This window comes from Aeromonas sp. RU39B, from assembly GCF_900156095.1.
In the GTDB taxonomy this organism is placed as follows: Bacteria; Pseudomonadota; Gammaproteobacteria; order Enterobacterales; family Aeromonadaceae; genus Aeromonas.
This window is the reverse complement of sequence record NZ_FTMJ01000009.1, coordinates 34,493-57,761: the sequence shown is the minus strand read 5'-3', so window position 1 is coordinate 57,761 and position 23,269 is coordinate 34,493. Positions and strand designations below refer to the sequence as shown.

At 58.3% G+C, this 23,269-nt stretch carries 21 protein-coding genes; 3 read left to right on the top strand and 18 right to left on the bottom strand.

Annotation, left to right across the window (positions count from 1 at the left end; all coding sequences use genetic code 11):
- Positions 1-17 precede the first annotated feature (17 nt).
- Together BW958_RS13055 and BW958_RS13050 are read right to left on the bottom strand one after the other, a co-directional pair.
- Positions 18-3,143, bottom strand: a complete 3,126-nt coding sequence (locus BW958_RS13055) for a multidrug efflux RND transporter permease subunit (protein ID WP_076576191.1) — start codon at positions 3,141-3,143, stop codon at positions 18-20.
- 16 nt (positions 3,144-3,159) lie between these two features.
- Positions 3,160-4,311: an efflux RND transporter periplasmic adaptor subunit gene (locus BW958_RS13050; RefSeq protein WP_076576190.1), complete on the bottom strand. Its 1,152-nt coding sequence runs from the start codon at positions 4,309-4,311 to the stop codon at positions 3,160-3,162.
- A gap of 164 nt (positions 4,312-4,475) precedes the next feature.
- Between BW958_RS13050 and BW958_RS13045 the strand changes: the two genes are divergently transcribed.
- A complete protein-coding gene (locus BW958_RS13045) occupies positions 4,476-5,204 on the top strand; it encodes a response regulator (RefSeq protein WP_076576189.1) in 729 nt (242 codons plus the stop codon).
- Positions 5,201-6,283 (top strand): ATP-binding protein, encoded by a 1,083-nt coding sequence (locus BW958_RS13040; RefSeq protein WP_076576188.1) that lies wholly within the window; start codon positions 5,201-5,203, stop codon positions 6,281-6,283. The genes BW958_RS13045 and BW958_RS13040 overlap by 4 nt, the downstream gene beginning before the upstream one ends.
- 19 nt (positions 6,284-6,302) lie before the next feature.
- On the opposite strand, the gene BW958_RS13035 is transcribed toward BW958_RS13040, so the two are convergent.
- Positions 6,303-6,668 carry a DnaJ family domain-containing protein gene (locus BW958_RS13035; protein WP_218641771.1) on the bottom strand — a complete coding sequence of 122 codons (366 nt, stop codon included), beginning with the start codon at positions 6,666-6,668 and terminating at the stop codon, positions 6,303-6,305.
- Positions 6,669-6,793: 125 nt separating this feature from the next.
- On the bottom strand, positions 6,794-8,989 hold the full coding sequence (locus tag BW958_RS13030; protein WP_179078856.1) for a TonB-dependent siderophore receptor: 2,196 nt from the start codon (positions 8,987-8,989) through the stop codon (positions 6,794-6,796).
- Between the two features lie 129 nt (positions 8,990-9,118).
- On the opposite strand from BW958_RS13030, the gene fes reads away from it, so the two are divergent.
- On the top strand, positions 9,119-10,384 hold the full coding sequence (gene fes / locus BW958_RS13025) for an enterochelin esterase (protein WP_076576187.1): 1,266 nt from the start codon (positions 9,119-9,121) through the stop codon (positions 10,382-10,384).
- Here the strand turns inward: fes and BW958_RS13020 are convergent.
- From BW958_RS13020 to atpB, 14 genes are all read right to left on the bottom strand, one after another.
- Positions 10,377-11,207: an ABC transporter ATP-binding protein gene (locus BW958_RS13020; RefSeq protein ID WP_076576186.1), complete on the bottom strand. Its 831-nt coding sequence runs from the start codon at positions 11,205-11,207 to the stop codon at positions 10,377-10,379. The genes fes and BW958_RS13020 overlap by 8 nt on opposite strands.
- Entirely contained in the window at positions 11,204-12,223 is a 1,020-nt protein-coding gene (locus BW958_RS13015) for a FecCD family ABC transporter permease (protein ID WP_076576185.1), read from the bottom strand. The genes BW958_RS13020 and BW958_RS13015 overlap by 4 nt, the downstream gene beginning before the upstream one ends.
- The gene (locus BW958_RS13010; protein ID WP_218641770.1) at positions 12,220-13,224 is read right to left on the bottom strand and encodes an iron chelate uptake ABC transporter family permease subunit; all 1,005 of its coding nucleotides are present in this window, start codon (positions 13,222-13,224) and stop codon (positions 12,220-12,222) included. Before BW958_RS13010 ends, BW958_RS13015 begins: the two co-directional genes overlap by 4 nt.
- A gap of 1 nt (position 13,225) precedes the next feature.
- On the bottom strand, positions 13,226-14,221 hold the full coding sequence (gene fepB / locus BW958_RS13005) for a Fe2+-enterobactin ABC transporter substrate-binding protein (RefSeq protein ID WP_076576184.1): 996 nt from the start codon (positions 14,219-14,221) through the stop codon (positions 13,226-13,228).
- Between the two features lie 90 nt (positions 14,222-14,311).
- Positions 14,312-15,214 carry a LysR family transcriptional regulator gene (locus BW958_RS13000; RefSeq protein WP_076576183.1) on the bottom strand — a complete coding sequence of 301 codons (903 nt, stop codon included), beginning with the start codon at positions 15,212-15,214 and terminating at the stop codon, positions 14,312-14,314.
- A 98-nt stretch (positions 15,215-15,312) separates the two neighbouring features.
- Positions 15,313-16,671 carry a bifunctional UDP-N-acetylglucosamine diphosphorylase/glucosamine-1-phosphate N-acetyltransferase GlmU gene (glmU, locus tag BW958_RS12995; protein ID WP_076576182.1) on the bottom strand — a complete coding sequence of 453 codons (1,359 nt, stop codon included), beginning with the start codon at positions 16,669-16,671 and terminating at the stop codon, positions 15,313-15,315.
- Positions 16,672-16,765: 94 nt separating this feature from the next.
- A complete protein-coding gene (locus BW958_RS12990; protein WP_076576181.1) occupies positions 16,766-17,191 on the bottom strand; it encodes a F0F1 ATP synthase subunit epsilon in 426 nt (141 codons plus the stop codon).
- A gap of 18 nt (positions 17,192-17,209) precedes the next feature.
- Positions 17,210-18,598, bottom strand: coding sequence for a F0F1 ATP synthase subunit beta (gene atpD / locus BW958_RS12985; RefSeq protein ID WP_076576180.1), 1,389 nt, complete (start codon positions 18,596-18,598; stop codon positions 17,210-17,212).
- Positions 18,599-18,632: 34 nt separating this feature from the next.
- Positions 18,633-19,499 (bottom strand): F0F1 ATP synthase subunit gamma, encoded by an 867-nt coding sequence (gene atpG / locus BW958_RS12980; protein WP_076576179.1) that lies wholly within the window; start codon positions 19,497-19,499, stop codon positions 18,633-18,635.
- Between the two features lie 43 nt (positions 19,500-19,542).
- Entirely contained in the window at positions 19,543-21,084 is a 1,542-nt protein-coding gene (gene atpA, locus BW958_RS12975) for a F0F1 ATP synthase subunit alpha (protein WP_076576178.1), read from the bottom strand.
- A 15-nt stretch (positions 21,085-21,099) separates the two neighbouring features.
- Positions 21,100-21,633, bottom strand: a complete 534-nt coding sequence (atpH, locus tag BW958_RS12970) for a F0F1 ATP synthase subunit delta (protein ID WP_076576177.1) — start codon at positions 21,631-21,633, stop codon at positions 21,100-21,102.
- Positions 21,634-21,646: 13 nt separating this feature from the next.
- Positions 21,647-22,117, bottom strand: coding sequence for a F0F1 ATP synthase subunit B (gene atpF, locus BW958_RS12965; RefSeq protein ID WP_076576176.1), 471 nt, complete (start codon positions 22,115-22,117; stop codon positions 21,647-21,649).
- Between the two features lie 54 nt (positions 22,118-22,171).
- Positions 22,172-22,414 (bottom strand): F0F1 ATP synthase subunit C, encoded by a 243-nt coding sequence (gene atpE / locus BW958_RS12960; protein ID WP_076576175.1) that lies wholly within the window; start codon positions 22,412-22,414, stop codon positions 22,172-22,174.
- 60 nt (positions 22,415-22,474) lie between these two features.
- Complete coding sequence (gene atpB, locus BW958_RS12955) at positions 22,475-23,263, bottom strand: F0F1 ATP synthase subunit A (RefSeq protein WP_076576174.1); 789 nt, start codon at positions 23,261-23,263, stop codon at positions 22,475-22,477.
- Positions 23,264-23,269: the final 6 nt, after the last annotated feature.

Sequence of the window (23,269 nt, the reverse complement as noted above, 5' to 3'; positions counted from 1 at the left end):
GTGCTTTTTACCGGACTTCAATTCTCTGGTGTTTGAGTTGTTCGCTGCGCGCGCCATGCGGTAAAGCGCTCCTGTGTGCCGGTAACAAACACAAAAAAGACCGGCACAAAGAACACCGCCAGCAGGGTGCCGCTCATCATTCCGCCGAAGACCCCGGTGCCGATAGCATGCTGCGTTTCTGCACTGGCGCCCGTCGCCAACATCAAAGGAGCCACACCCAGAGTAAAGGCAAGCGAGGTCATCAGGATTGGGCGCAAGCGCAGGCGTGCAGCGGTGACGGCGGCATCCAGCAAGGTGCGTCCCTCAGCATGTAACTGACGGGCAAACTCGACGATCAGGATGGCGTTCTTTGCCGACAAGCCAATGATGGTAATCATCCCGACCTTAAAAAACAGATCATTGGGCATGCCGCGCAACATCACGGCCGCTACGGCCCCAAGCAACCCCAGTGGCACCACCAGCATGACAGACAGCGGAATTGACCAGCTCTCATAGAGTGCAGCCAGAACCAGAAAGACCACCAGCGCTGACAGCAGCATGAGTAGCGGGGCCTGCGCCGCCGATTGACGCTCTTGCAACGACTGCCCTACCCAGGCAATAGCGAAACCTTGTGGCAATTGCGCGGCCAGGTGTTCCATCTCAGCCATCGCCGCGCCACTGGAGACACCCGGCGCAGCGCTGCCGGCAATCCTTACTGCGGGCATACCTTGAAAGCGCATCATCTGCTGGGCAGATTCACTCCATACCGGGGTGACCACTTCGCGCAGCGGTACCATGCCACCATTAGCATTGCGCACCCGCAGTCCCAGCACATCATCCAATTGCATACGGGCCGGAGCGTCAGCTTGCATAATCACCTGCTGCATGCGGCCGGAGTTGGGAAAATCGTTGATGTACTGCGATCCCATCGCCGCCGAGAGGGTACTGCTCACGGTAGCAAAAGAGAGCCCCATAGCCTCGGCTTTGGGACGATTGATCTCCAGCCGAATACTTTCGCCAGGCGGCTGGCCATCCGGATAAACATCGCTAACCACCTCGCTCTTGGCTGCTAACGCCAGCAATTGCGCCTGCGCCGCCAACAGAGCTGCCTCACCCCGGTTGCCGCGATCCTGCAGGTAAAGAGTAAACCCGGAGGTCGTGCCGAGATCGTCGATAGCGGGTGGCATCAAGCTCATCACAGTGCCTTCGACACTGTTTGCCATCGCTTGCTGCGCCAGCTCGGCCTCTTCTTTGGTGCTAGCCCCATGACGTTGGTCCCAATCTTTTAGCATGGTAAACGCCATGGCCGCATTGGGGCCGGAGCCGGAGAAACTGAAGCCTTGTACCACCAGATTGGTTTCCAGCACCGGGCGTGACGCCACATGGGATTCAAAGGCTTTGACCACATCCAGCGTGCGCTCACTGGTAGCCCCTGTAGGTAGCTGAATAGAGGTCATGAAATAGCCCTGGTCTTCTTCGGGCAGGAAGGACGAAGGCAACTGCCAGGTCGCGACCAGCAGCACTGCACAAATCGCAGCAAAGGTTGCCATCATTCGCCCGCAGCGCGTCGCCAGACGGGCGACGCGTCCACTGTAGCTGACGGTCAGCTGCTCGAAGCGACGGTTGAATGCGCTAAAAAATCCACCCTTCGGATGATGGTTGAGAACCGGCCGCAGCAGGGTCGAGCACAGTGCCGGGGTCAAGGTCAGGGCGAGGAAGGCCGAGAACAGGATCGATACGGCCATCGACAGGGTGAATTGTTGATAAATGATGCCTACCGAGCCACTTGCGAACGCCATGGGGATAAATACGGCAGTCAGCACCAGAGTAATACCGATCACCGCGCCAGTAATTTCCCGCATGGCCCGTGAAGTCGCCTCTCGCGGCGACAGCCCCTGAGTCACCATGAGCCTCTCCACGTTCTCCACCACCACAATGGCGTCATCCACGATGATACCGATGGCCAACACCATCCCGAACATGGTCAGGGAGTTAATTGAAAAACCGGCCAGCAGCATCACTGTAAAGGTGCCAAGCAGTGCAATCGGCGCCACAATCGCCGGGATCAGGGTGTAGCGCAGGTTCTGTAAAAACAGGTACATCACCAGAAACACCAGAACCATTGCTTCGAGCAGGGTGTGAATGACCTTCTCGATAGAGACTTTGACGAACGGGGCGGTATCAAACGGGATCGAATAGGCCATCCCCGCCGGTATGGTCGGAGCCAGCTCGGCCAGCCGCTCACGGACAGCCGATGCGGTGCGCACCGCGTTGGCGCCGGGCGAGAGCTGAATGGCCGCACTCGTTGCCGCAACACCATTCTGACGGTTAGAAAACGCATAGGACTGTGAACCCAGCTCCACCCGTGCCACATCACCGATCACGACTTTCGCGCCATCGCTACCCGCTCGCAGAACGACCGCCGCAAACTCCTCCGGCGTAGTCAGTTGCCCCTGAATGGTCAAGGGCACAGTAAGGCGCTGACCCGGTTGCGTTGGCTCATCACCGATCCGGCCGGGCGCTATCTGCGCATTCTGCTGCTCGATAGCCTGAGCCACCTCGCTCATTGTCAGGCCATAGGCAGCCAACTTGTTCGGATCGACCCAGATACGCATGGCCTGCTCGGCACCAAACAGCTGTACCCGCCCCACACCATCAATCTGGCGCAACTCCTGAACGATGTTGCGTGCCATGTAGTCGTTTAGCGCCACCTCATCAAACTGGCCATTGGGCGAGGTCATGCCGACCATCATCAAGAATCCCGAGTTGGCAGACTCCACCTGCAAACCGTTTTGCCGCACGGCTTGCGGCAGGCGAGGTTCGACGGATTTGATACGGTTTTGCACATCAACCTGAGCCAGCTCTGCATCCGTGCCCGGCTTGAAGGTGGCGGTGATCTGCGCGCTGCCCGACGCATCGACCGAGGATTCGAAATAGAGCAGATTCTTGACCCCCGCCAGCTCGCGCTCGACCAGGCTGACCACGGAATCATTGAGTGTCTGTGGTGTCGCTCCCGGATAGGTGGCATAGAGAGAGACCGATACCGGAGCTACTGACGGATAGCGGGAGACTGGTAGCTGAGGGATAGCGATAAGCCCGGCCAGCACAATAAACAGGGCGATCACCCAGGCAAATACCGGGCGATTTATGAAAAATTGTGGCATGACAAACTCTCCGAACTCAGTGCTTATCGGTGCTGATCAATGAGCTGGCAGCTGGTTGCCAGGGATGCGTGGCGACCTGCGTTCCCGGGCTCAGGCGTTCGATCCCCTCAATAACGACCTGTTGTCCGGCCTTGAGCCCGGACACGACCCGGTATTGACGGGCAACCAGCTCACCAAGTTCGATGGCCACAGGTTGTGCCTGACCCTGAGCATCGACCACCCACACACTGGCCTGTCCCACGGTGCGGATGACCGCCTGTTGCGGCACATTCAACGATTCGGAGTAATGCGCACGAGGAATCCGCGCCTGAACATAGAGGCCAGGCAGAAGACGACGCTGCGGGTTATCGACCAGAATGCGCAGCAATACGTCACCGGTTCCGGCATCCACTTCAATGCCGGAAAACAGAATACGGCCCTGCATACCAAGCGGCTTGCCATCACTGCCGAGGATCTCGACGGCCAACGACGCGGATGTAGCGTCAGCTAACTGACGCAACGCATCCAATGCTGCAGCCGGCAGGCGCACATCAACATAGACTTTGTCGATTTGCAGAATCTTGGCCATGGGCGCAGCATCGGTTGGCGAAACCAGCACTCCCTCGCTCACCAGTGTTTGATCGATACGTCCCGATATCGGCGCCTCAACGCTGGCAAATTCGAGATTCAGCTTGCTGCGCGCCAAGGCTGCCTTGGCTTGGGCCACATCGGCAGCGGCTTGATCACGCTGGGAAACAGCATCGTCATACATCTGGCGACTTACCGCCTCCGATCGCATCAAGCGCGTCAGTCGCTCAACCTGAATGCGTGCTCGCACAAACACAGCCTCAGCCCGCTGCAAGGAGGCTGCTGCACTATCAACATCAGCCTTGAAGGGGGCCGGGTTAATCTGAAACAGCACAGAACCGGCCTTGATCTCGGCCCCTTGTTCAAACAGGCGGCGTTGCACAATGCCGCCAATCTGCGCACGAATCTCGGCGTTACGCAGAGCAGCAACTCGGCCAGGCAGATCCTCGGTCACCAACAGATCTTCTGTTTTGAGGGTTACTACCGAGACTTGGACCGGAGCTGGCGGCTCTTGCGCTTCTGATGCGACATCACAACCAACCAACCCCATCACGGCAAACCCTGCGAATAAAAGGCCCAGATGCCGCTGCTTGATAAACATAACCTACTCACCTCGCTGAACACTTTCCCCCTGACAGCGCGTTATCAACGACGAGGGAATCTTGGCGAAATTATGGCAAGCAGCTATTGCGAATGATTCGAGGCTGTGTGGAGAAAGTGTGGAGCGAGTGATAAAATTCAGTACTCTCGTCTTAGAGTCAGACCATGTCCTCTCTCCCTGCACGTGTGAGCCCTGTGACTTCTGCGCTGGTATTAATTGCAGAGGATGAAGTCGAGATCGCCGATATCCTGATTGCCTATCTGCAACGCAGCGGGATAAGAGCTCAACATGCTATCGATGGTCAGCAGGCGTTGGCGATGCACCACGCCCTGAAACCCGACCTGCTGCTACTCGACGTGCTGATGCCGCAGCTTGATGGCTGGCAAGTGCTCAGTGAAATCCGCGCGAAAAGTGACACTCCGGTCATCATGCTGACGGCACTTGATCAAGACATCGACAAGCTGATGGGGCTGCGGTTGGGCGCGGATGACTACGTCGTCAAGCCTTTCAACCCCGCTGAAGTGGTAGCGCGAGTCCAAGCTGTGTTGCGTCGAACCCGCGCCACCCCCCCTGCAACAGCCCAGATGCTGCGTGTCGGCCAGTTCCAGATCGATTTGGACAGCCATGAGGCCAGCATCTACCGCGATGGCCAGCAGCATCCTCTGGACCTGACGCTGACCGAATTCAAGCTGTTGGCCTGCCTCATGAGGGCACCCAAACGGGTGTTCAGTCGTGCAGACCTGCTGGTTAACTGCCTGCCTGAAGGCGATACCCTGGAACGTACAGTAGACAGCCATATCAGCAAACTACGCAAAAAGCTTGAGGTGCTCGGCATCCAAGGAGTACCAGTCAGCGTCTGGGGGGTTGGCTATCGCTTTGGTGGCGATGCATGAAACCGACTCCGGGTTTGCGCGGGCAGATCATTCGCTCTCTGGCCGTAATGACGCTGGGCATCATCTTCCTCGCTGTGTTTGGCTCCTATGTGTTCTACGCCATTGCGGTCACCTACATTCCCAACAGTATTTCAGAGACCTGGATCCCCTCACGGGTTGAGATGATCTGGATCGGTTGTACCGTCATCGTCGCACTGGCTATGGCTTTGTTGGTCGCCATCCGGCTATCACGCCGAATTCTTACCCCCCTGAACTCGGTCGCACACAGCCTGCGTGAAGTAGCGCAAGGCAACCTCGACTCGCGCGCAATCATGGACCAACAAGCCATGGGAGAGACGGCGCAACTGGTGCGCGATTTCAACACCATGGCCGAACGCCTGCAAGATATGACCCGAGAGCGCGAGTTTTGGAATGCCGCCATCGCCCACGAGCTACGAACGCCAGTCACCATTTTGCGAGGTCGTTTGCAGGGCTTGGCAGAAGGGGTATTCACCCCCAGCAGCGAGATTTTTGACGGATTGTTACGCCAGATTGAAGGCCTCAATGGTTTGATTGAAGATTTACGCGTGTTGAGTCTCACTGACAGCGGCCACTTAGAATTACAGCTCGTTGAGGTCCCATTAGCCGAAGAGATCAGTAGCGTGATCGAGGCCTTCACGGCAACGCTGACCGCGAAAGGCTTTACGCTCAGGCAGGAGCTGGATCCGACACTGCAGGTCTATTGCGACGCGCTACGAATACGGCAAGCCCTAATGGCACTACTGGAGAATGCACGGCAACATGCCGAACCCGGCGTGTTGACCGTGCGTTTGTTCAGCTCAGGGGCACTCATTACCTTAAGCGTGGAAGATGAAGGCCCGGGTATTGCGGAGGAAGCAGCGACCTACATTTTCGAGGCGTTTCGCCGAGGTGAACCGTCCCGCTCCCGAAAAAGCGGTGGCAGCGGACTGGGGCTCGCTGTCGTTAAAGCGATCATCGAAGCCCATGGCGGCCAGGCAAGGTGCCAACCCTCCGGGTGTGGTGGAACAACCTTTATCCTCTCCTGGCCAGCTTCAGGCAGAGCTGAAAATACGCAGTGACTGGCAAATTCACCGAGTTCTATGACTCATTCCGCTGTGGATACGCTTGCAAATAACGATGGATAAACCGGGTATCCATTCCCTTGATACGTAACTTGAGCTCCAGCTGGCGTAGCTGCTGACGGGTATCGTGCAACAGCTCGCTATCCGCTTTGCAGTGGGCCAATAGTTGGCACAGGTTGAGCGCCTGATTGCGGGCATCCAGTTCGGGGGGAAGATAACCGGCGTTTTTCAGGATGCGATAACCAAGGCGCAGCTCGGCCGGCACCATGCTGTCATCCTCAAATTCCAGCGGGGCGCCGCAGCCCGGAAGATTATCCAGCTCACCCTTTCTGATGGCAGCCTGGATGCGCTCTTCGGCCATCCGGTCAAACAGGAAACTCACGGTCTCTCTCCCATCACAAACCCGAGAAAAGAGTGTGCCACGGTAGCCGTACCTGATGCACTCCCGACGCGGCTGAAAATGCAGAGGGGTTGCCGTAGCAACCCCTCTTTGCGGCGGAGAATGTCTTACCAGCTGTAGTTAACCGAGGCCATGGCACTGCGGCCAGAGCCGTAGAAGCAGGCCCAGTTGTTGGCGCAGGAGGAGACGTACTCATGATCAAGTACGTTGCTCACGGTCAGCTTGGCCGTGGCCCCCTTGAGGCTGGCACTGGCTCTGCCCAGATCGTAGGACAGCGCCATATCAACCAGGTTGTAGGCCGGGACCTTGACGTCGTTGGCACGGTTGAAGGTCGTCCCCATGTAGCGAACACCCGCACCGGTGGTCAGACCCATGTCGAAGCGGTAGCTGGTCCACAGCGAGGCCATATGCTCCGGAATCCAGTAGGGACGCTTACCCACTTCCGAGGCAGTCTCAGACTTGAGCGTTTCAGCATCGGTGAAGGTGTAGCTGGCGGTTACTTTGAGCGCATCGGTCAGGCCCAGACGCGATTCCAGCTCAACCCCTTTCGAGCCCACTTCCCCGGTCTGAACATAACCGCCAGTCTTGGAGTCGTAGCTGGCCACATCCAGCTGATGCAGATCAAACAGCGCGACGCTGGCCATCAGGTCACGATCCTTGGGCGCGTACTTCATCCCCACTTCAGCCTGACGGGCCGTGGTGGGCTTGAGCATCTTGCCGTTGGCATCGGTGGAGGTGATCGGCTCGAACGAGGTGTTATAGCTGGCGTAAGGCGCGATGCCGTTGTCGAAGGTGTACATCACTCCGGCCCGCCCGGTCATCTTATTGGCGGTATTTTCGATTCGGCTGTCGTACAGATGATCATCCACGCGCATCTTGGCGCGGTCATAACGACCGGAGAGCACCAGGTTCCAACGATTCCACTCGAGCTGATCCTGCAGATAGGTCCCGATCTGGGTGCGGTGCTGAGTCTCGTCAGTGGTAGCCACCGGATCGATGTCAGAGGCACTCAGGCTGTAGGACGGGTGAGTCCAGTCAAAATCGAGATCCCCGTCCAGGTTCTTATCGGACCAGGTCCGGTTGTCATAGATGTAGTGCTTGTAATCAACACCGCCGAGCAGGGTGTGCTGCACTGTACCAGTGGCAAAGGTGTACTGCGCCTGGTTATCCAGACCCATGCTTTGCACTTCATCGTCAAACTTCTGGGCCCAGCGGCTCATGACCGCTTGAGTGGAGTCGGTCCAGCTGTCATAGATGATGGTCTTGGTCACCTGGCTGATATCTGCCACCCGCATATTTTGGCGCAGGGTCAGCTGGTCATTAACCTTGTGCTCGAACAGGTAGCCGATCGATTTTTGTTCACGGTTAGCCTCTTCCCAATCTGGGTCGCTGACAAACAGGTCGGTCGGAATCGAGCCATTGGCGTTGGAGAGTACGGTGCCTTCGGCCGGCAGGAAGTTACGATAGCCTGCCTTGGGATCTTTCTGAATGCTGGCCAACACCGTCAGGCTGGTGCTGTCATTGGGCAGGAAAGTCAGCGACGGCGCAATCGCGTAGCGCTCCTCTTCGACATACTTCTCTTGGCCATCACGAGCACGAGTCACACCGGTAAGACGGAACAGCACCTTGCCGTTTTTGTCGAGCTGGCCACCAAAGTCAAAGGCTGCCATGCGCTGGTTGTCGGTGCCATAACCCAGCTCAATCTCATGCAGCGGGGTTGCCGTCGGACGCTTGCTGGTCAGGCTGAGCAGCCCGCCCGGCGCAGATTGACCATAGAGTACCGAGGAGGGGCCATGGATCAGCTCAACCTTCTCGAGCAACCAGGGGTCAACTTGCGGGGAGAGGTTTACACCGCTCGAGCTAGAGCCAAAGCTGATACCGTCCAGATACTGCGGCACATAGCCACTCATGCCACGCACCAGCACTTCATCATTCCGGTTGGAGGTACCGCGATAGTTGGTGACCACACCGCTGGAGTAGGCCAGAGAGTCAGCGACCGAGGTGACGCCTTTCTCTTCGATATCTTCGCTGGTGACCACCGAGACCGACTGAGGTGTTTTCGACAGTGGGGTGGTCGTCTTGGTGGAGGTGGTGCTGACGGTGCGGCTGGTGGCCGCCTGTTGTTCGGCTGTATCGGTCACCACCACGGTGTCGTTGCTGACGGTGGTGCCGGCCGCCCAGACCGGACTGCACAGCAGCGCCGGAATCATCCACCCCAGTGTCGAGCGCAGCAGCTTGCCGCTGACCGGACGTTTACCAATGCATAACGAACTCTTGTTGCAAGCCTGAGAAGAGATTGGCATGTGATCTTCCTGTTTATTGTTTTCTGTGTGGTTATCTCTCTGAACTAAAAAGCCCTTCATCCCGACAGGGCTCATGGATAATAATGAGATCGATAATGGTTATCAATTGCACGAGAGAACAATTTAATCATGCAGGTTCAGGAAGTGATAAGTGTGCTGGGTGAAACCGGTCTGACCGGGGCGCCGGGAAGTGAAGCCTGGTGGCAACAGGTTGCCATGCGCGGAACACCGCTCCATCTGTCGGGTACTGAAAAAGAGTGTGATCTGCTGTTTCTATGGCGTGACCCGCAGGGTGACGAGACTCGCTCCGCTACCGTTCGGGTCTATATGGATATCAATTCGGTTACCGATCACCACAGCCCGTCCCCCACCAGCATGCAGCGCCTTGCGGGTACTGATGTCTGGTTCTGGCAAGTGCGAGTGCCATCGCACTGGCGTGGCTCCTATCAGCTGATCCCGGCGCAGCAAGAGCAACAAGCTCCAACGCCTTACGATCCCGAGCAGCACCGGGCATGGTGGATACGGTTGATGGAGGGTGCAATTGCCGACCCGCTTAATCCAAAACTGGCGCAGCGCAGCATGTGGGGCGGGCAACTGTCGGCACTGCATATGCCAGATGCCCCTCTCCAGCCAGGCTGGGAAACGGTCGATCGGGGTGAAATCAGCCAGCCGCAGGATGTGATTAAGCTTGAGTGGCACAGCGAACAACTGCACAACCGGCGCGATATCTGGGTCTATCAGAGTGGCGTAAGCCATGAATCCCTGCCGCTGGTGCTGCTGCTTGATGGCCGCTTCTGGGCCACCGGTATGCCGGTGTTTGCGACACTGGCCGAGCAGACTTCGCAAGGACGGTTGCCAGCAGCGCTGTATGTGTTGATCGACGAGATCGACAGTGAGACCCGAGGGCAAGAGCTACCTTGCAACCCCACCTACTGGCAGGCCATACAGGCAGAGTTGTTGCCGCTGCTGGCCGCCCGCTGGCAGTTTAGTGATGATCCGGCCCGCACGCTGGTGGCCGGACAGAGTTACGGCGGGCTCGCAGCCCTCTATGCAGCCAGCCACTGGCCAGAGCGTTTTGGATGCGTCCTGAGCCAGTCCGGCTCGTTCTGGTGGCCAGATCGCAGCCTGTTTACCAGTGATCCGATCCATGGCCGTCGTCCCGGTTGCGGGGGCTGGCTCACCAGTGAGCTGCGCCAACGTACTATCACGCCGCCACTCAAGGTGTGGCTCGAAGCCGGTACGCGCGAAGGGGAGATGATTGACCTGTCGGAGACCATGAGTCAGGTGCTGGCCAGTGGCGATCACGATGTGCTGTTTCGCTCTTTTGAAGGCGGCCACGATCGCCTCTGCTGGCGCGGCGGCTTGATCGACGGCCTGCGCTGGTTGCTCAGCTGATAGTGACCGTCACCCGGTGTGGTACGATCAGGGGGGTCCCGGTCACCGGGTCCTCCATCACATCACAGGCCAGATCGAACACATCGCGCATCAGGGTGGCCGTGACGATCTTACCGGGAGCACCGGTTGCCACAATCCGCCCATCGCGCATGGCAATCAGGTGTGAGGCGTAGCGACAGGCCTGGTTGATGTCATGCAGTACCGCCACCAGAGTTCGTCCGGTCTGCTGATTGAGGGCATGGAACAGCTCCAGCAGCTCAATCTGATGGGTGATATCGAGATAGGTGGTCGGCTCATCGAGCAGGATCAGCGGCGTCTCCTGCGCCAGCACCATGGCAATCCATACCCGCTGGCGCTGTCCGCCAGAGAGCTGATCCACCCCGCGCGCCGCCAGCGATTCGATCCCGGTCATGCGCATGGCGCTGGCAACTGCCTGCTCATCCTGCAGGCTCCATTGCTGCAGCCAGTTCTGATGGGGATAGCGGCCGCGAGCCACCAGATCGCGCACCCGAATCCCCTCCGGGGCGATCGCGGTTTGCGACAATAGTCCGACCCGTTTAGCCAGCTCGCGTCCGGCAAAACTGGCCAGCGTCTTACCATCGAGCAGCACTTCGCCCGCGCCAGGCTCAATCAGGCGGCACAGGGTGCGCAGCAAGGTCGACTTGCCACAGCCGTTGGGCCCGATGATGGCCGTGAAACCGCCACGAGGAATCGCGACATCCAGCCCCTGCGAAACCGGGTGATCGCGATAACCTATGGTCAAATCATGCCCTGTCATCAAGGCAGACGGTTCTGGCTGATGGGGCGAGTCAGAGTGAGTCATGAGCGGTTCCGGTTTCCATCCAGCAGCAGTACAAGAAGATAGAGGCCACCCAGGCTGGTGGTCACCACACCAACCGGTAGCTGGATGCCGTCCAGCGCATGCTGGGCCACCAGATCGGCACTGACCAGCAAGACGGCGCCGGTTAATCCGGCACTGATCAGGCTGGGTGAGGGCGAGCGCCCCAAACGCTGGGCAATTTGCGGCGCAGCCAGAGCAACGAAGGGGATAGGCCCGGTCATGGCAGTAGCAATCGCCGCCAGAGCCACACCGGCCAACATCAGCAACAACCGGGTTTTCTGCACCGCCACGCCGCTGGCGTGGGCCAGATCATCGCCAAGCTCAAGTTGGCGCAACGGGCGCTGACCGCTGCAACAGAGCGCCGCCAGCAACAGGCAGGGGATCATCACCGGCCAGGCTTTTGACCAGGTGATGCCATTGAGCGAGCCGGCACTCCACAGGGCGGCGGTCAGCGCCGATTCCTGCGTCGAGCTCATCAGCAGCCAGATATTGAGTGCCGTCAGCATGGCACTCACCGCAATCCCCACGATAATCAGTCGCAACCGGCTGATGCCCTGCTGCCAGGCCAACGCGAAGATAACCAGCGCGGTGAGACAACCGCCCACCAGCGAGCCGGCAGCCATCGCCAGATCGCTCCCTTTCAACAGGATCACCGTCACCAGCGCGCCGGTATAGGCACCGGTGTTAAAACCAATCACATCCGGGCTGCCCATGGGATTGCGCAGCAGGGATTGAAACACGGCACCGCTGATACCAAGTGCCAAACCGCACAACAGCGCCATCAGTGCCCGTGGCAAGCGCCACTGAACAATCACGGTATGCAGCATCGGCGTGCCGCGTCCCTGCAGAGCCAGCCAGATGTCAGTGGCCGTAACAGACAGAGCGCCGAGCGAAAGAGCCAGCCAGAGCAGAGCAACCGCTGACAGGCTCAGCAGCACCAACAAGGTGATGGCGCGCGGCTCGGGTTTGGGCCGCGACCAGGATAGGGCCGCCATCATCCGCGCCGCTCCTGCCGGCGCACCAGCCAGATCATCACCGGTGCACCGATCACTGCCGTGACCACCGATACCCGCAAGCCATTGGTAAGCAGAAAACGGCCGAGGATATCGGCGCTGATCAGCAAGGTCGGCGACAGGAGACAGGTAAACGCCATCATCAGCCGGTGCTCCTGCCCAACCAGCCAGCGTGCCAGATGGGGAATCATCAAACCGACAAAACCAATCGGACCGGCCAGCGCCGTGCTACAACCCACCAGCAGGGTGAGCGCCAGCAGTGCCAGCGGCAAAACGCGCCGGCTATCCACCCCGAGCGCCGATGCCGTCTGCTGACCCAGCACCAGCGCATTGAGCGGCGTGGCCAATAGCAGAGCCAGTACCATGCCAATGGCAAACAGGGGGGCAGCCGAGAGCACCGGCATCAGATCGAGGATCTCGACCGAGCCGGCATTCCAAAAACGGATGCGTTCAAACGCGGCAGGGTTGAGCAGCGTGATGGCCGAGGCAATCCCACCCAGCACCGCATTGATCGCCACGCCAGCCAACACAAAGTGGGCCGGATGCGCACTGATGCTGCTGAGTCGCCCCAGCAGAAACACCAGAATCGAGGTGATAAAAGTGCCGAGCAGAGCCGCTGACATGATCGCCACCAGCCCGGTCAGGTTGAACAGGGCCACCACCAGCACCACGGCAAATCCCGCGCCAGCGTTGATGCCGAGAATCCCCGGATCGGCCAAGGGATTACGGGTCATCGCCTGCATCACGATGCCGCTCAGGCCCAACGCAATCCCCACCAGTAGTGCCAGCACAGTACGCGGTAGGCGGCCGTGCAGGATCAGCGCCGCATCCTCATGCTGGTGGCCCAGCAAAATATCGACAATGGCAGAAGGCGCGATCGGACGCGGCCCCAACAGCAAACTCAGCAGCAATACCGCAGCCAATACAAAGCAACCGGCTATCCAGCAGAGTGGTACCCGGTTTTGTTGCAGACCCGACACCGTCACGTTACCCCTGCTTGGCGAATAATCCGCTCATACGCTCCACCAGATGGGAAGCGCTGTAGTAATCGAGACGGAAGGTATCAATGCCCAGCGGATAGACTTTGCGTTCACGAATCGCTGGCAGGTTGGTGAGCAGCGGATTGGCCAGCACCTCATCGGCGGTACGTTGATCAGCGTTAAACAGCAGCAGGCTGCCACCGTTCAATGCCTGTGAGAAGCGCTCGCCGGAGACCGGAATGATATCGCGCCGACCCAGCGCCACCGTCTGCTTGGTCAGCTCTTGCGGCAGGTGGGCAAGTTTAAGACCAAGCCGGGTCAACAGCTGGCCTTGGGCCGATTCAGGAGTCCAGACATTAGCTCCGGAACCATCTTCGTAATAGACCATGGCGGTGACCGGCTCGACAGGCAGAGTGACCTTGGCCTGCATGCTAGCCACTTTACTGTCGAAGGCCGCAATGATGTGCTCGGCATCTTGCTCATGTCCGGTCATGCTGCCGAGCAGGCGGGAGAGATCCTGCCAGCTCTTGTCGTCATAGTTGACCACCAGCACCGGTGCGATGGCGCTGAGCTGATCCCAGGCCTTGAGCGCCGAATCCCCACCAGTGGCCGACACCAGGATCAGATCCGGCTGCATCGCCAACACCGCATCCACATTCACTTCACCGCGATAAAGAGGTTTGACGCCGTGGTTGACGGCCTCCGCCCCCCACTGGGTAAAGAAGCCATTCTCATCGGTCACGCCACCGGTCTGGCGCACCGATGCTGACGCCACGACCGGCGCACTGATCGCCAGCAGCGAACCGGTCAGGGTCACGCTGGTGGAGACAATCCGCTGCGGTGGAGCCAACAGGGTTACCTCACCCTTGCTGGTTTGGAAAGATCGGGGCCAGCCACCCACCTTGGCGGTCGGCGTGGTACTGGCAGCCGTATCGGCAGAAGAGGATTGATCGCAGCCCGTCAGCAGTGCGAGCAGCGAAAAGAGCAGGACGGCAAGTCTCATGGTGGTGGCTGACAACAGAGGGTGGCAGCCACATTAATCTAACTGATAAGTATTATCAATCTCTTATACCTCAAAGGGGCTGCTATCGCCTCAGCCGCCCGAGCTGGTGGCGAGCATCAGATTACGCAACCAGTGCTGGGCTGGGTCGCTGTGGGTTCGCTCATGCCAGGCCATCGACTTGGTAAAGCCGGGCACCGTTATGGGCGCTTGAACCACCGTCAATCCGGTCATGTCACGCAGCAGGCGGCGCGGCACCATGGCCACCAGATCGCTGCTGCGCAGCACTTCCACCAGCACCAGAAAGCTTGGCACCGACAGCGCCACCCGGCGCGAGCGGCCGAGCGCCTCCAGTGCACTGTCGGTTGCACCACGCAAACCACCGCCGCTGTAGGAGACCAGAGCATGGTCCAGCTCGCAGAAGGCATCCAGCGTCAGCTGACCGGCAGCCGCAACCGGGTGCTCTGCACGCAACACGCAGACGTACTCCTCCTGATAGAGATTGCGCAGTCTGAGATCAGCCGGGGTGGTCTCCGGCGTCATCAGTGCCAGATCCAGCGTTCCTTGCTCCAGTTGACGAGATACCGAGTGATCGTCGATGGGACGGGCGATGACCCGTATGCCAGGCGCCTGCTGGCGCAGCGCCTGCAGGAACGGCACCAGCACAGCCTGCAGCGCATAATCGGTTGCCGCCACAGCCCAGCTCATTTTGGCCGATGCCGGCTCGAAGTGGCTGGGTTGCAGCATCACCTCAATATCGGCCAGTATCCGCTTGAGCAGGGGCGCCAGCTCGCTGGCGCGCACCGTCGGCACGATGCCGTGGGAGGTACGCACAAACAGGGGATCGTCAAAATACTCGCGCAATCTGGCCAGCATGCCGCTCACCGCTGGCTGGGTGAGCGAGAGGCGGGCAGCCGCCCGGGTGACGCTGCCCTCATCCAGCAGCGCCGCAAAAGCTTTGAGCAAATTGAGATCGAGTTTTCGAAGATCGGTCATGACATCCGCTCCCGGTCAGTTTGTGCCAGTCTAGCCATGTCCGGGCTCCAATACGACAACGGCGCCTTGCGGCGCCGTCATGTTCAGCTGATCGAGTATCACTTCTTCACCGGGCGAACCCAGTTCTGGATGTGACGCTGCGGTACGCGGGTAATCACCAGCTCGTTTTCGCCCACATTGCGAGTGATGGTCGAGCCAGCGCCGAGCGTGGCACCCTTGCCGATGGTAACCGGGGCCACCAGCTGGGTATCGGAGCCGACGAACACGTCGTCTTCGATGATGGTCTGGAACTTGTTGGCGCCGTCGTAGTTGCAGGTGATGGTACCGGCACCAATGTTGACCCGGGCGCCGATCTCGGCATCACCCAGATAGGTGAGGTGACCACACTTGGAGCCTTCACCAAGGTGGGCCTTCTTCATCTCCACGAAGTTGCCAACATGCGCTTCACGGGCCAGCGAAGCGCCCGGACGCAGGCGGGCAAACGGGCCCACCGAGCACTGTTCGGCCAGGGTGGCGCCTTCGATCACCGAGTAAGGCTGCACCTCGCTGTCATCCCCGATAGTGCAATTTTTCAGCACCACACCGGCACCGATGCGCACACGGTTGCCCAGCGTGACCTTGCCTTCGATGATGACGTTGACGTCGATCACCACCTCTTCACCCACGCTCAGCTCACCGCGCAGGTCGAAGCGGGCCGGGTCCATCATGCTGACACCGGCAATCATCAGCTTTTCGGCCTGCATCATCTGGTAGCTGCGCTCCAGCTGCGCCAGCTGAACCCGATTGTTGGCGCCTTCCACCTCAGCGGCCTGATCGGGATGCACGGCTGCAATCGGGCAACCATCGCCATGCGCCATGGCAATAACGTCGGTGAGATAAAATTCGCCCTGGGCATTTTTATTGTCCAGACGCGACAACCAGCTGCGCAGCTGAGCGCCGCCAGCCACCAGCACGCCGGTATTTACTTCACGAACCGCCAGTTGCTCGGGGGTGGCATCCTTCTGCTCAACGATGCCGATCACCTGGCCGTTGTCACGCAGAATGCGGCCATAACCCGTCGGGTTATCCAGTACTACGGTCAGCAGCGCCATGCCGTCAGCTGCCTTGGCCGCCAACAGCCGCTGCAGGGTTTCAGGTTGGATCAGCGGCGTGTCGCCGTAGAGCACCAGCACGTCATCGTCATCGTTCCAGAACGGGATGGCCTGCGCCACTGCGTGACCGGTCCCCAGTTGCTGCGCTTGCAGCACCCAGTTGAGATCCGGCGCGCTGATACGCTCCTTGAGCAGCTCCCCACCGTGGCCATAGACCAGATGTACCTTGCCGGCACCCACCTGACGGGCGGTATCGATGACATGGGAGACCATCGCCTTGCCCGCGACCGGATGCAAAACCTTGGGCAGGGGAGAGCGCATGCGGGTACCTTTGCCCGCGGCCAGGATGACGACGTTGAGGGACATGATTCGACCTTGCAGTGGTGTGGAAATACTCGGCGGAGTCTATCGAAGGGGATAAAAAAAAGCGACCCGAAGGTCGCTTTTTGCGGCACCGCGATTAGCGGTAATTCTTTTTGACGATATCGATGACCCGCAGTTGGGCCAGCGCCTTAGCCAGTTCGGCCGACGCCTGGGCGTAATCGATATCACCATGGGAGCTGTTGATCCGCTCTTCGGCTGAACGCTTGGCTTCGAGGGCTTTAGCCTCATCCAGGTCGTTTGCACGAATGGCGGTGTCCGCCAGCACAGTCACGGTTTCGGGTTGTACTTCCAGCATACCGCCGGAGATGTACATCACCTCTTCACCGCCGCCTTGTTTCACCAAGCGGACCAGGCCCGGCTTGATGGAGGTCAGCAGGGGAGCGTGACCGTGGTGGATACCCAGCTCACCTTCGGAGCCTGATACCTGGACCATCTGGACGCGACCGTTGAACAGCTTGCCTTCGGCGCTCACCACATCCAGGTGAAAGGATATCTCAGCCATGGGCCCTCCTGTCGAGGCTTACAGTTTCTTCGACTTCTCGACGACTTCGTCGATACCGCCAACCATGTAGAACGCCTGCTCAGGCAGATCGTCATACTCGCCCTTGAGGATGCCCTGGAAGCCACGAATGGTTTCCTTCAGCGGGACATACTTGCCGGGAGAACCGGTAAACACTTCGGCCACGAAGAAGGGCTGGGACAGGAAACGCTCGATCTTACGGGCACGGGATACGGTCAGTTTGTCTTCTTCTGACAGTTCATCCATACCGAGGATGGCGATGATGTCCTTCAGTTCCTTGTAACGCTGCAGAACGGTCTGAACGCCACGTGCGGTCTCGTAGTGCTCCTTACCAACCACCAGCGGATCAAGCTGACGGGAGGTGGAGTCCAGCGGGTCCACAGCCGGGTAGATACCCAGAGCGGCGATCTGACGGGACAGAACGACGGTAGCGTCCAAGTGGGCGAAGGTGGTCGCCGGGGACGGGTCGGTCAAGTCATCCGCAGGAACGTAAACGGCCTGTACCGAGGTGATGGAGCCAGTGCGGGTGGAGGTAATACGCTCCTGCAGCACACCCATCTCCTCGGCCAGAGTCGGCTGGTAACCTACTGCGGAGGGCATACGGCCCAGCAGTGCGGATACTTCAGTACCGGCCAGGGTATAACGGTAGATGTTGTCCACGAACAACAGTACGTCACGACCTTCGTCACGGAACTTCTCAGCCATGGTCAGACCGGTCAGAGCCACACGCAGACGGTTTCCAGGCGGTTCGTTCATTTGACCGTACACCAGGGAAACCTTGTCCAGTACGTTGGACTCCTTCATTTCGTGGTAGAAGTCGTTACCCTCACGAGTACGCTCACCCACACCGGTAAACACGGAATAGCCGGAGTGCTCGATCGCGATGTTACGGATCAGCTCCATCATGTTTACGGTCTTGCCTACACCGGCACCACCGAACAGACCGACCTTACCACCCTTGGCAAACGGGCAAACCAGGTCGATAACCTTGATGCCAGTTTCCAGCAGTTCGGTAGAACCGGATTGCTCTTCGTAGCTCGGGGCTTCGCGGTGGATGGCCCAACGATCTTCTTCACCGATCGGACCGGCTTCGTCAACCGGCTCGCCCAGTACGTTCATGATACGGCCCAGGGTTGCAGTACCGACCGGAACCATGATCGGGTTGCCGGTGTTAACTACTTCCAGACCCCGACGCAGACCGTCGGAGGAGCCCATGGAGATGCAGCGAACGACACCGCCACCGATTTGTTGCTGAACTTCCAGCACCAGACCCTGGCCTTGACCTTCACCGACGATTTTTAGTGCATCGTACACTTGGGGCACGGCATTCTGCGGGAACTCGATGTCCACCACAGCGCCGATGATTTGGACGATGAAACCGTTACTCATGTCAAATCCTCTAAACCTTTAGGTAACCCTTGCCTTACACCGCAGCAGCACCGGACACGATCTCTGTAAGCTCCTGGGTAATACTGGCCTGACGGGCCTTGTTGTATACCAGTTGCAGATCGTTAATCAGGTTGCCGGCGTTGTCAGTCGCGGCTTTCATGGCAACCATTCGGGCTGCCTGTTCACTTGCCAGGTTTTCTACCACACCCTGATAGACCTGAGATTCGACGTAGCGAACCAGCAGATCGTTCAGCAGTTTCTTGGGATCAGGCTCATAGAGGTAATCCCAGTGGTGCTTCTTGGCGAGTTTGCTGTCTTCAGTAATCGGCAAAGGCAGCAATTGATCGACCTTGGGCTGTTGCACCATGGTGTTCACAAACTTGTTGTAAACCAGGTACAGACGGTCAATCTCACCGTTGTCGTAAGCCTGCAGCATGACCTTCACGGAACCGATCAGATCATTGACGCTCGGGGCATCCCCGAGGCCAGAGACTTGGGCAATGACCTTGGCACCAAACTTCTGGAAGAAGCCGGATGCCTTGCTACCAATCAGGGCCAGATCAACCTTGGCGCCTTGCTGGTTCCATTGCTTCATGTCGTTGAGGGCAGCCTTGAACAGGTTAATGTTCAGACCACCACACAGGCCACGGTCGGTGGAGATGACGATGTAGCCCACACGCTTGACCTCACGTTCAATGAGGTAGGGGTGCTTGTATTCCAAGTTCCCCTGAGCGATGTGGCCGATCACCTTGCGCATGGTTTCAGCGTAGGGACGGCTGGCAGACATGCGTTCCTGCGCACGGCGCATTTTGCTCGCTGCCACCATTTCCATAGCGCTGGTGATCTTCTGAGTGTTCTTCACACTCCCGATCTTGGTACGTATCTCTTTTGCGCCGGCCATCTCTTCTCTCCCTCAGGTGGCAGCCCAGGGCTGCCACACACGCTTACCAGGTCTGGGTTGCCTTAAAGTTATCCAGCAACGCAGTCAGCTTGCCAACGATCTCGTCGTTGTAGTCGGCCTTGGCATTAAGTGCAGCCATCAGGTCGCCATGCTGGGTATTGGCGTAAGAGAGCAGAGCGGCTTCGAAGTCACCGATACGGTTCAGCTCAACATCGTTGAGATAACCCTTTTCAGCGGCGAACAGTACCAGAGCCTGGTGAGCAACGCTCATCGGGGCATACTGCTTCTGCTTCATCAGCTCGGTTACTTTCTGGCCGTGGTTCAGCTGTTTGCGAGTCGCATCGTCCAGGTCGGAAGAGAACTGGGCGAACGCAGCGAGTTCGCGATACTGAGCCAGCGCGGTACGGATACCACCGGACAGCTTCTTGATGATCTTGGTCTGAGCCGCACCACCCACACGGGATACGGAGATACCCGGGTCAACCGCCGGACGAATACCGGAGTTGAACAGTTGAGTGGTCAGGAAGATCTGGCCGTCGGTGATAGAGATCACGTTGGTCGGAACGAACGCGGAAACGTCACCGGCTTGGGTTTCGATGATCGGCAGAGCGGTCAGAGAACCGGTCTGGCCCTTCACGGCACCGTTGGTGTACTTTTCAACGTACTCGGCGTTCACGCGAGCAGCACGCTCGAGCAGACGGGAGTGCAGATAGAATACGTCACCCGGGTAGGCTTCACGTCCAGGCGGACGGCGCAGCAGCAGGGAGATCTGACGATAAGCAACGGCCTGCTTGGAGAGGTCGTCGTAAATGATCAGAGCGTCTTCACCGCGGTCACGGAAGTATTCACCCATGGAGCAACCGGAGTACGGAGCCAGGTACTGCAGGGCGGCGGCTTCAGAAGCAGAAGCAACGACGACGACAGTGTTGGCGAGTGCACCGTGCTCTTCCAGCTTGCGCACCACGTTGGCGATGGTGGAGGCCTTTTGGCCAATCGCAACGTAGACGCACTTAATGCCGGAATCTTTCTGGTTGATGATGGTGTCGATGGCGATGGCGGTCTTACCCACCTGACGGTCACCGATGATCAGCTCACGCTGGCCACGACCGATAGGGATCATGGCGTCGATGGCTTTCAGACCAGTCTGGACAGGCTGGTCAACAGACTTACGCTCGATAACGCCCGGAGCGATAACTTCTACCGGAGAGAAGCCATCGTGCTCAAGCGGACCTTTACCGTCGATCGGTTGACCCAGGGTGTTGACCACCCGGCCCAGCAGACCGCGCCCGACCGGCACTTCCAGGATACGACCCGTACCCTTGACCTTCATCCCTTCCGCCAGATCGGCGTAGGGACCCATGACTACGGCACCGACGGAGTCACGCTCGAGGTTCAATGCCAGAGCGTAGCGGTTGCCCGGCAGCTCGATCATTTCACCTTGCATGGCGTTGGCTAGGCCGTGAATACGAATGATACCGTCGCTTACGGAAACGATAGTACCTTCGTTGTGCGCCTCGCTCTTGACTTCAAACTGCGCAATACGCTGCTTGATCAGCTCGGCGATTTCAGTGGAATTCAGTTGCATGCTCTTATACCCCAATCAAGATTGCAGCGCGTCAGCCATACGGCCCAGCTTACCGCGGAGTGTTCCGTCGATAACCAGGTCGCCGGCCCTGATGAGCATTCCGGCCATCAAGGACGCATCAATGCTGCAATTCAGCTTCACGTTGCGCGCGAGACGTTTTTCCAGAGAAGCCTGCAGGTTGGCCTTCTGCTGAGTGCTCAGCTCCACTGCCGAAACCACCTCGGCCACCACAGATTTTTCCTGCTCGGCCTTCATCAGTTGGAATTCGGCAACAACCGCCGGCAATACCCCCAGGCGACCGTTCTCGGCCATCACCCGCATCAGGTTCTGACCGTGCTCGCTGAGTTGCTCACCACACACACCGATAAACACCTTTGCCAGCTCGTCGGCAGCCATGGAGCTGCTAATGAGGGACGCAATGGTCTTGTTCTCGGCAACGGCGGCGGCGAATTGCAGCATTTCCAGCCACTGATCAACCGCCCGGTGCTCAACGGCAAACTCGAAAGCAGCCTTGGCGTAGGGGCGAGCAATGGTAGTCAGTTCAGACATAGCCCCATTCCTGTTACAGTTCGGCTACCAGCTTGTCGACGATGTCGCTGTTGGCAGCCTGGTCGATATGACGCTCCAGGATCTTCTCTGCGCCGGCAACGGCCAGGGCAGCAACCTGCTTGCGCAGCTCTTCTTTGGCACGATGACGTTCAGCTTCAAGTTCAGCACGGCCTTGAGCCAGAATCTTATCCCGCTCGGATTGAGCAGCCGTGGTTGCCTCGTCAATGATCTGGGCCTTACGTTTGTTGGCCTGTTCAATGATTTCAGCAGCTTGCAGCTTGGCATCCTTCAAACGATCGGAAACATTGGCCTGAGCCAGTTCCAAATCCTTCTTGGCGCGTTCGGCGGAAGAGAGTCCGTCAGCAATGGCTTTCTGACGTGTCTCGATGGCAGCCATGATGGGCGGCCATACATACTTCATGCAGAAGACGACAAACAGGAAAAAAGCGATCGCTTGGCCGAGGAGGGTGGCGTTGATATTCACAGCCGATTTCCTCTTAAGTTAGTTAATGGGCAGTTGGTTCGGGTTGGTTCCGTCTTAACCAGCCACCGCAAACATCACGTACAGACCCAGACCAACAGCAATCATCGGGATCGCGTCAACCAGACCCATAACGATGAAGAATTGGGTACGCAGAACAGGGATCAGATCCGGCTGACGAGCGGCACCTTCCAGGAATTTGCCACCCAGGATACCGATGCCGATGGCTGCGCCGATTGCGGCCAGGCCCATCATGAAAGCAGCGGCGATGTACAGCAGGTCCATGTTCAAGTTTTCCATGAGGATCTCCAACTATTGTTTTTTAACTAGTGAGGTTTACGGGACAAAAAAGTTACGTCATCAGTGATGGTCTTGCTGCGCCATCGACAAATAGACGATGGTCAGAACCATGAAGATAAACGCCTGCAGGGTGATGATCAGAATGTGGAAGATTGCCCAAGGCACGGACAAAATCCACTGAGACCACCAGGGCAGCAAACCAGCAATCAGGATGAAGATCAATTCGCCAGCATACATGTTGCCGAAAAGACGCAGACCCAGAGAGACAGGTTTGGAGACCAGCGTTACAGTTTCCAGGATGAGGTTAACCGGAATGAAAGCCGGATGGTTGAAAGGCTGCATAGTCAGCTCTTTCACAAATCCGCTCACACCCTTGACCTTGATGCTGTAATACAGAATCAAGAAGAACACGCCCAAAGCCATGGACATGGTGATGTTAACGTCAGCAGAGGGAACCACACGCAGGTGCTGCTCTTGACCACCAATCATCTGAGCGATGTGCGGCAGGAAATCGACAGGGATCAAGTCCATGAAGTTCATCAGGAAAATCCAGACGAACACAGTCAGAGCCAGCGGTGCGATGACCGGGTTACGACCGTGGAAGATATCCTTGACGTTACTGCCTACAAATTCGACCAGAATCTCGATGAAGCACTGCAGCTTGCCTGGCACGCCGCTGGTTGCTTTGACAGCAACACTGCGGAACAGCCAGAGAAAGAAAACGCCGAGACCGACGGAAAATACCATGGAGTCGATATTTAACGTCCAGAACCCAGTACCCAGATGCGCATGTTGCAAATGGTGAGCGATATACTCCTGAGCGGTCAGGACTTCTCCGGTTGCAGCCATGAGGTT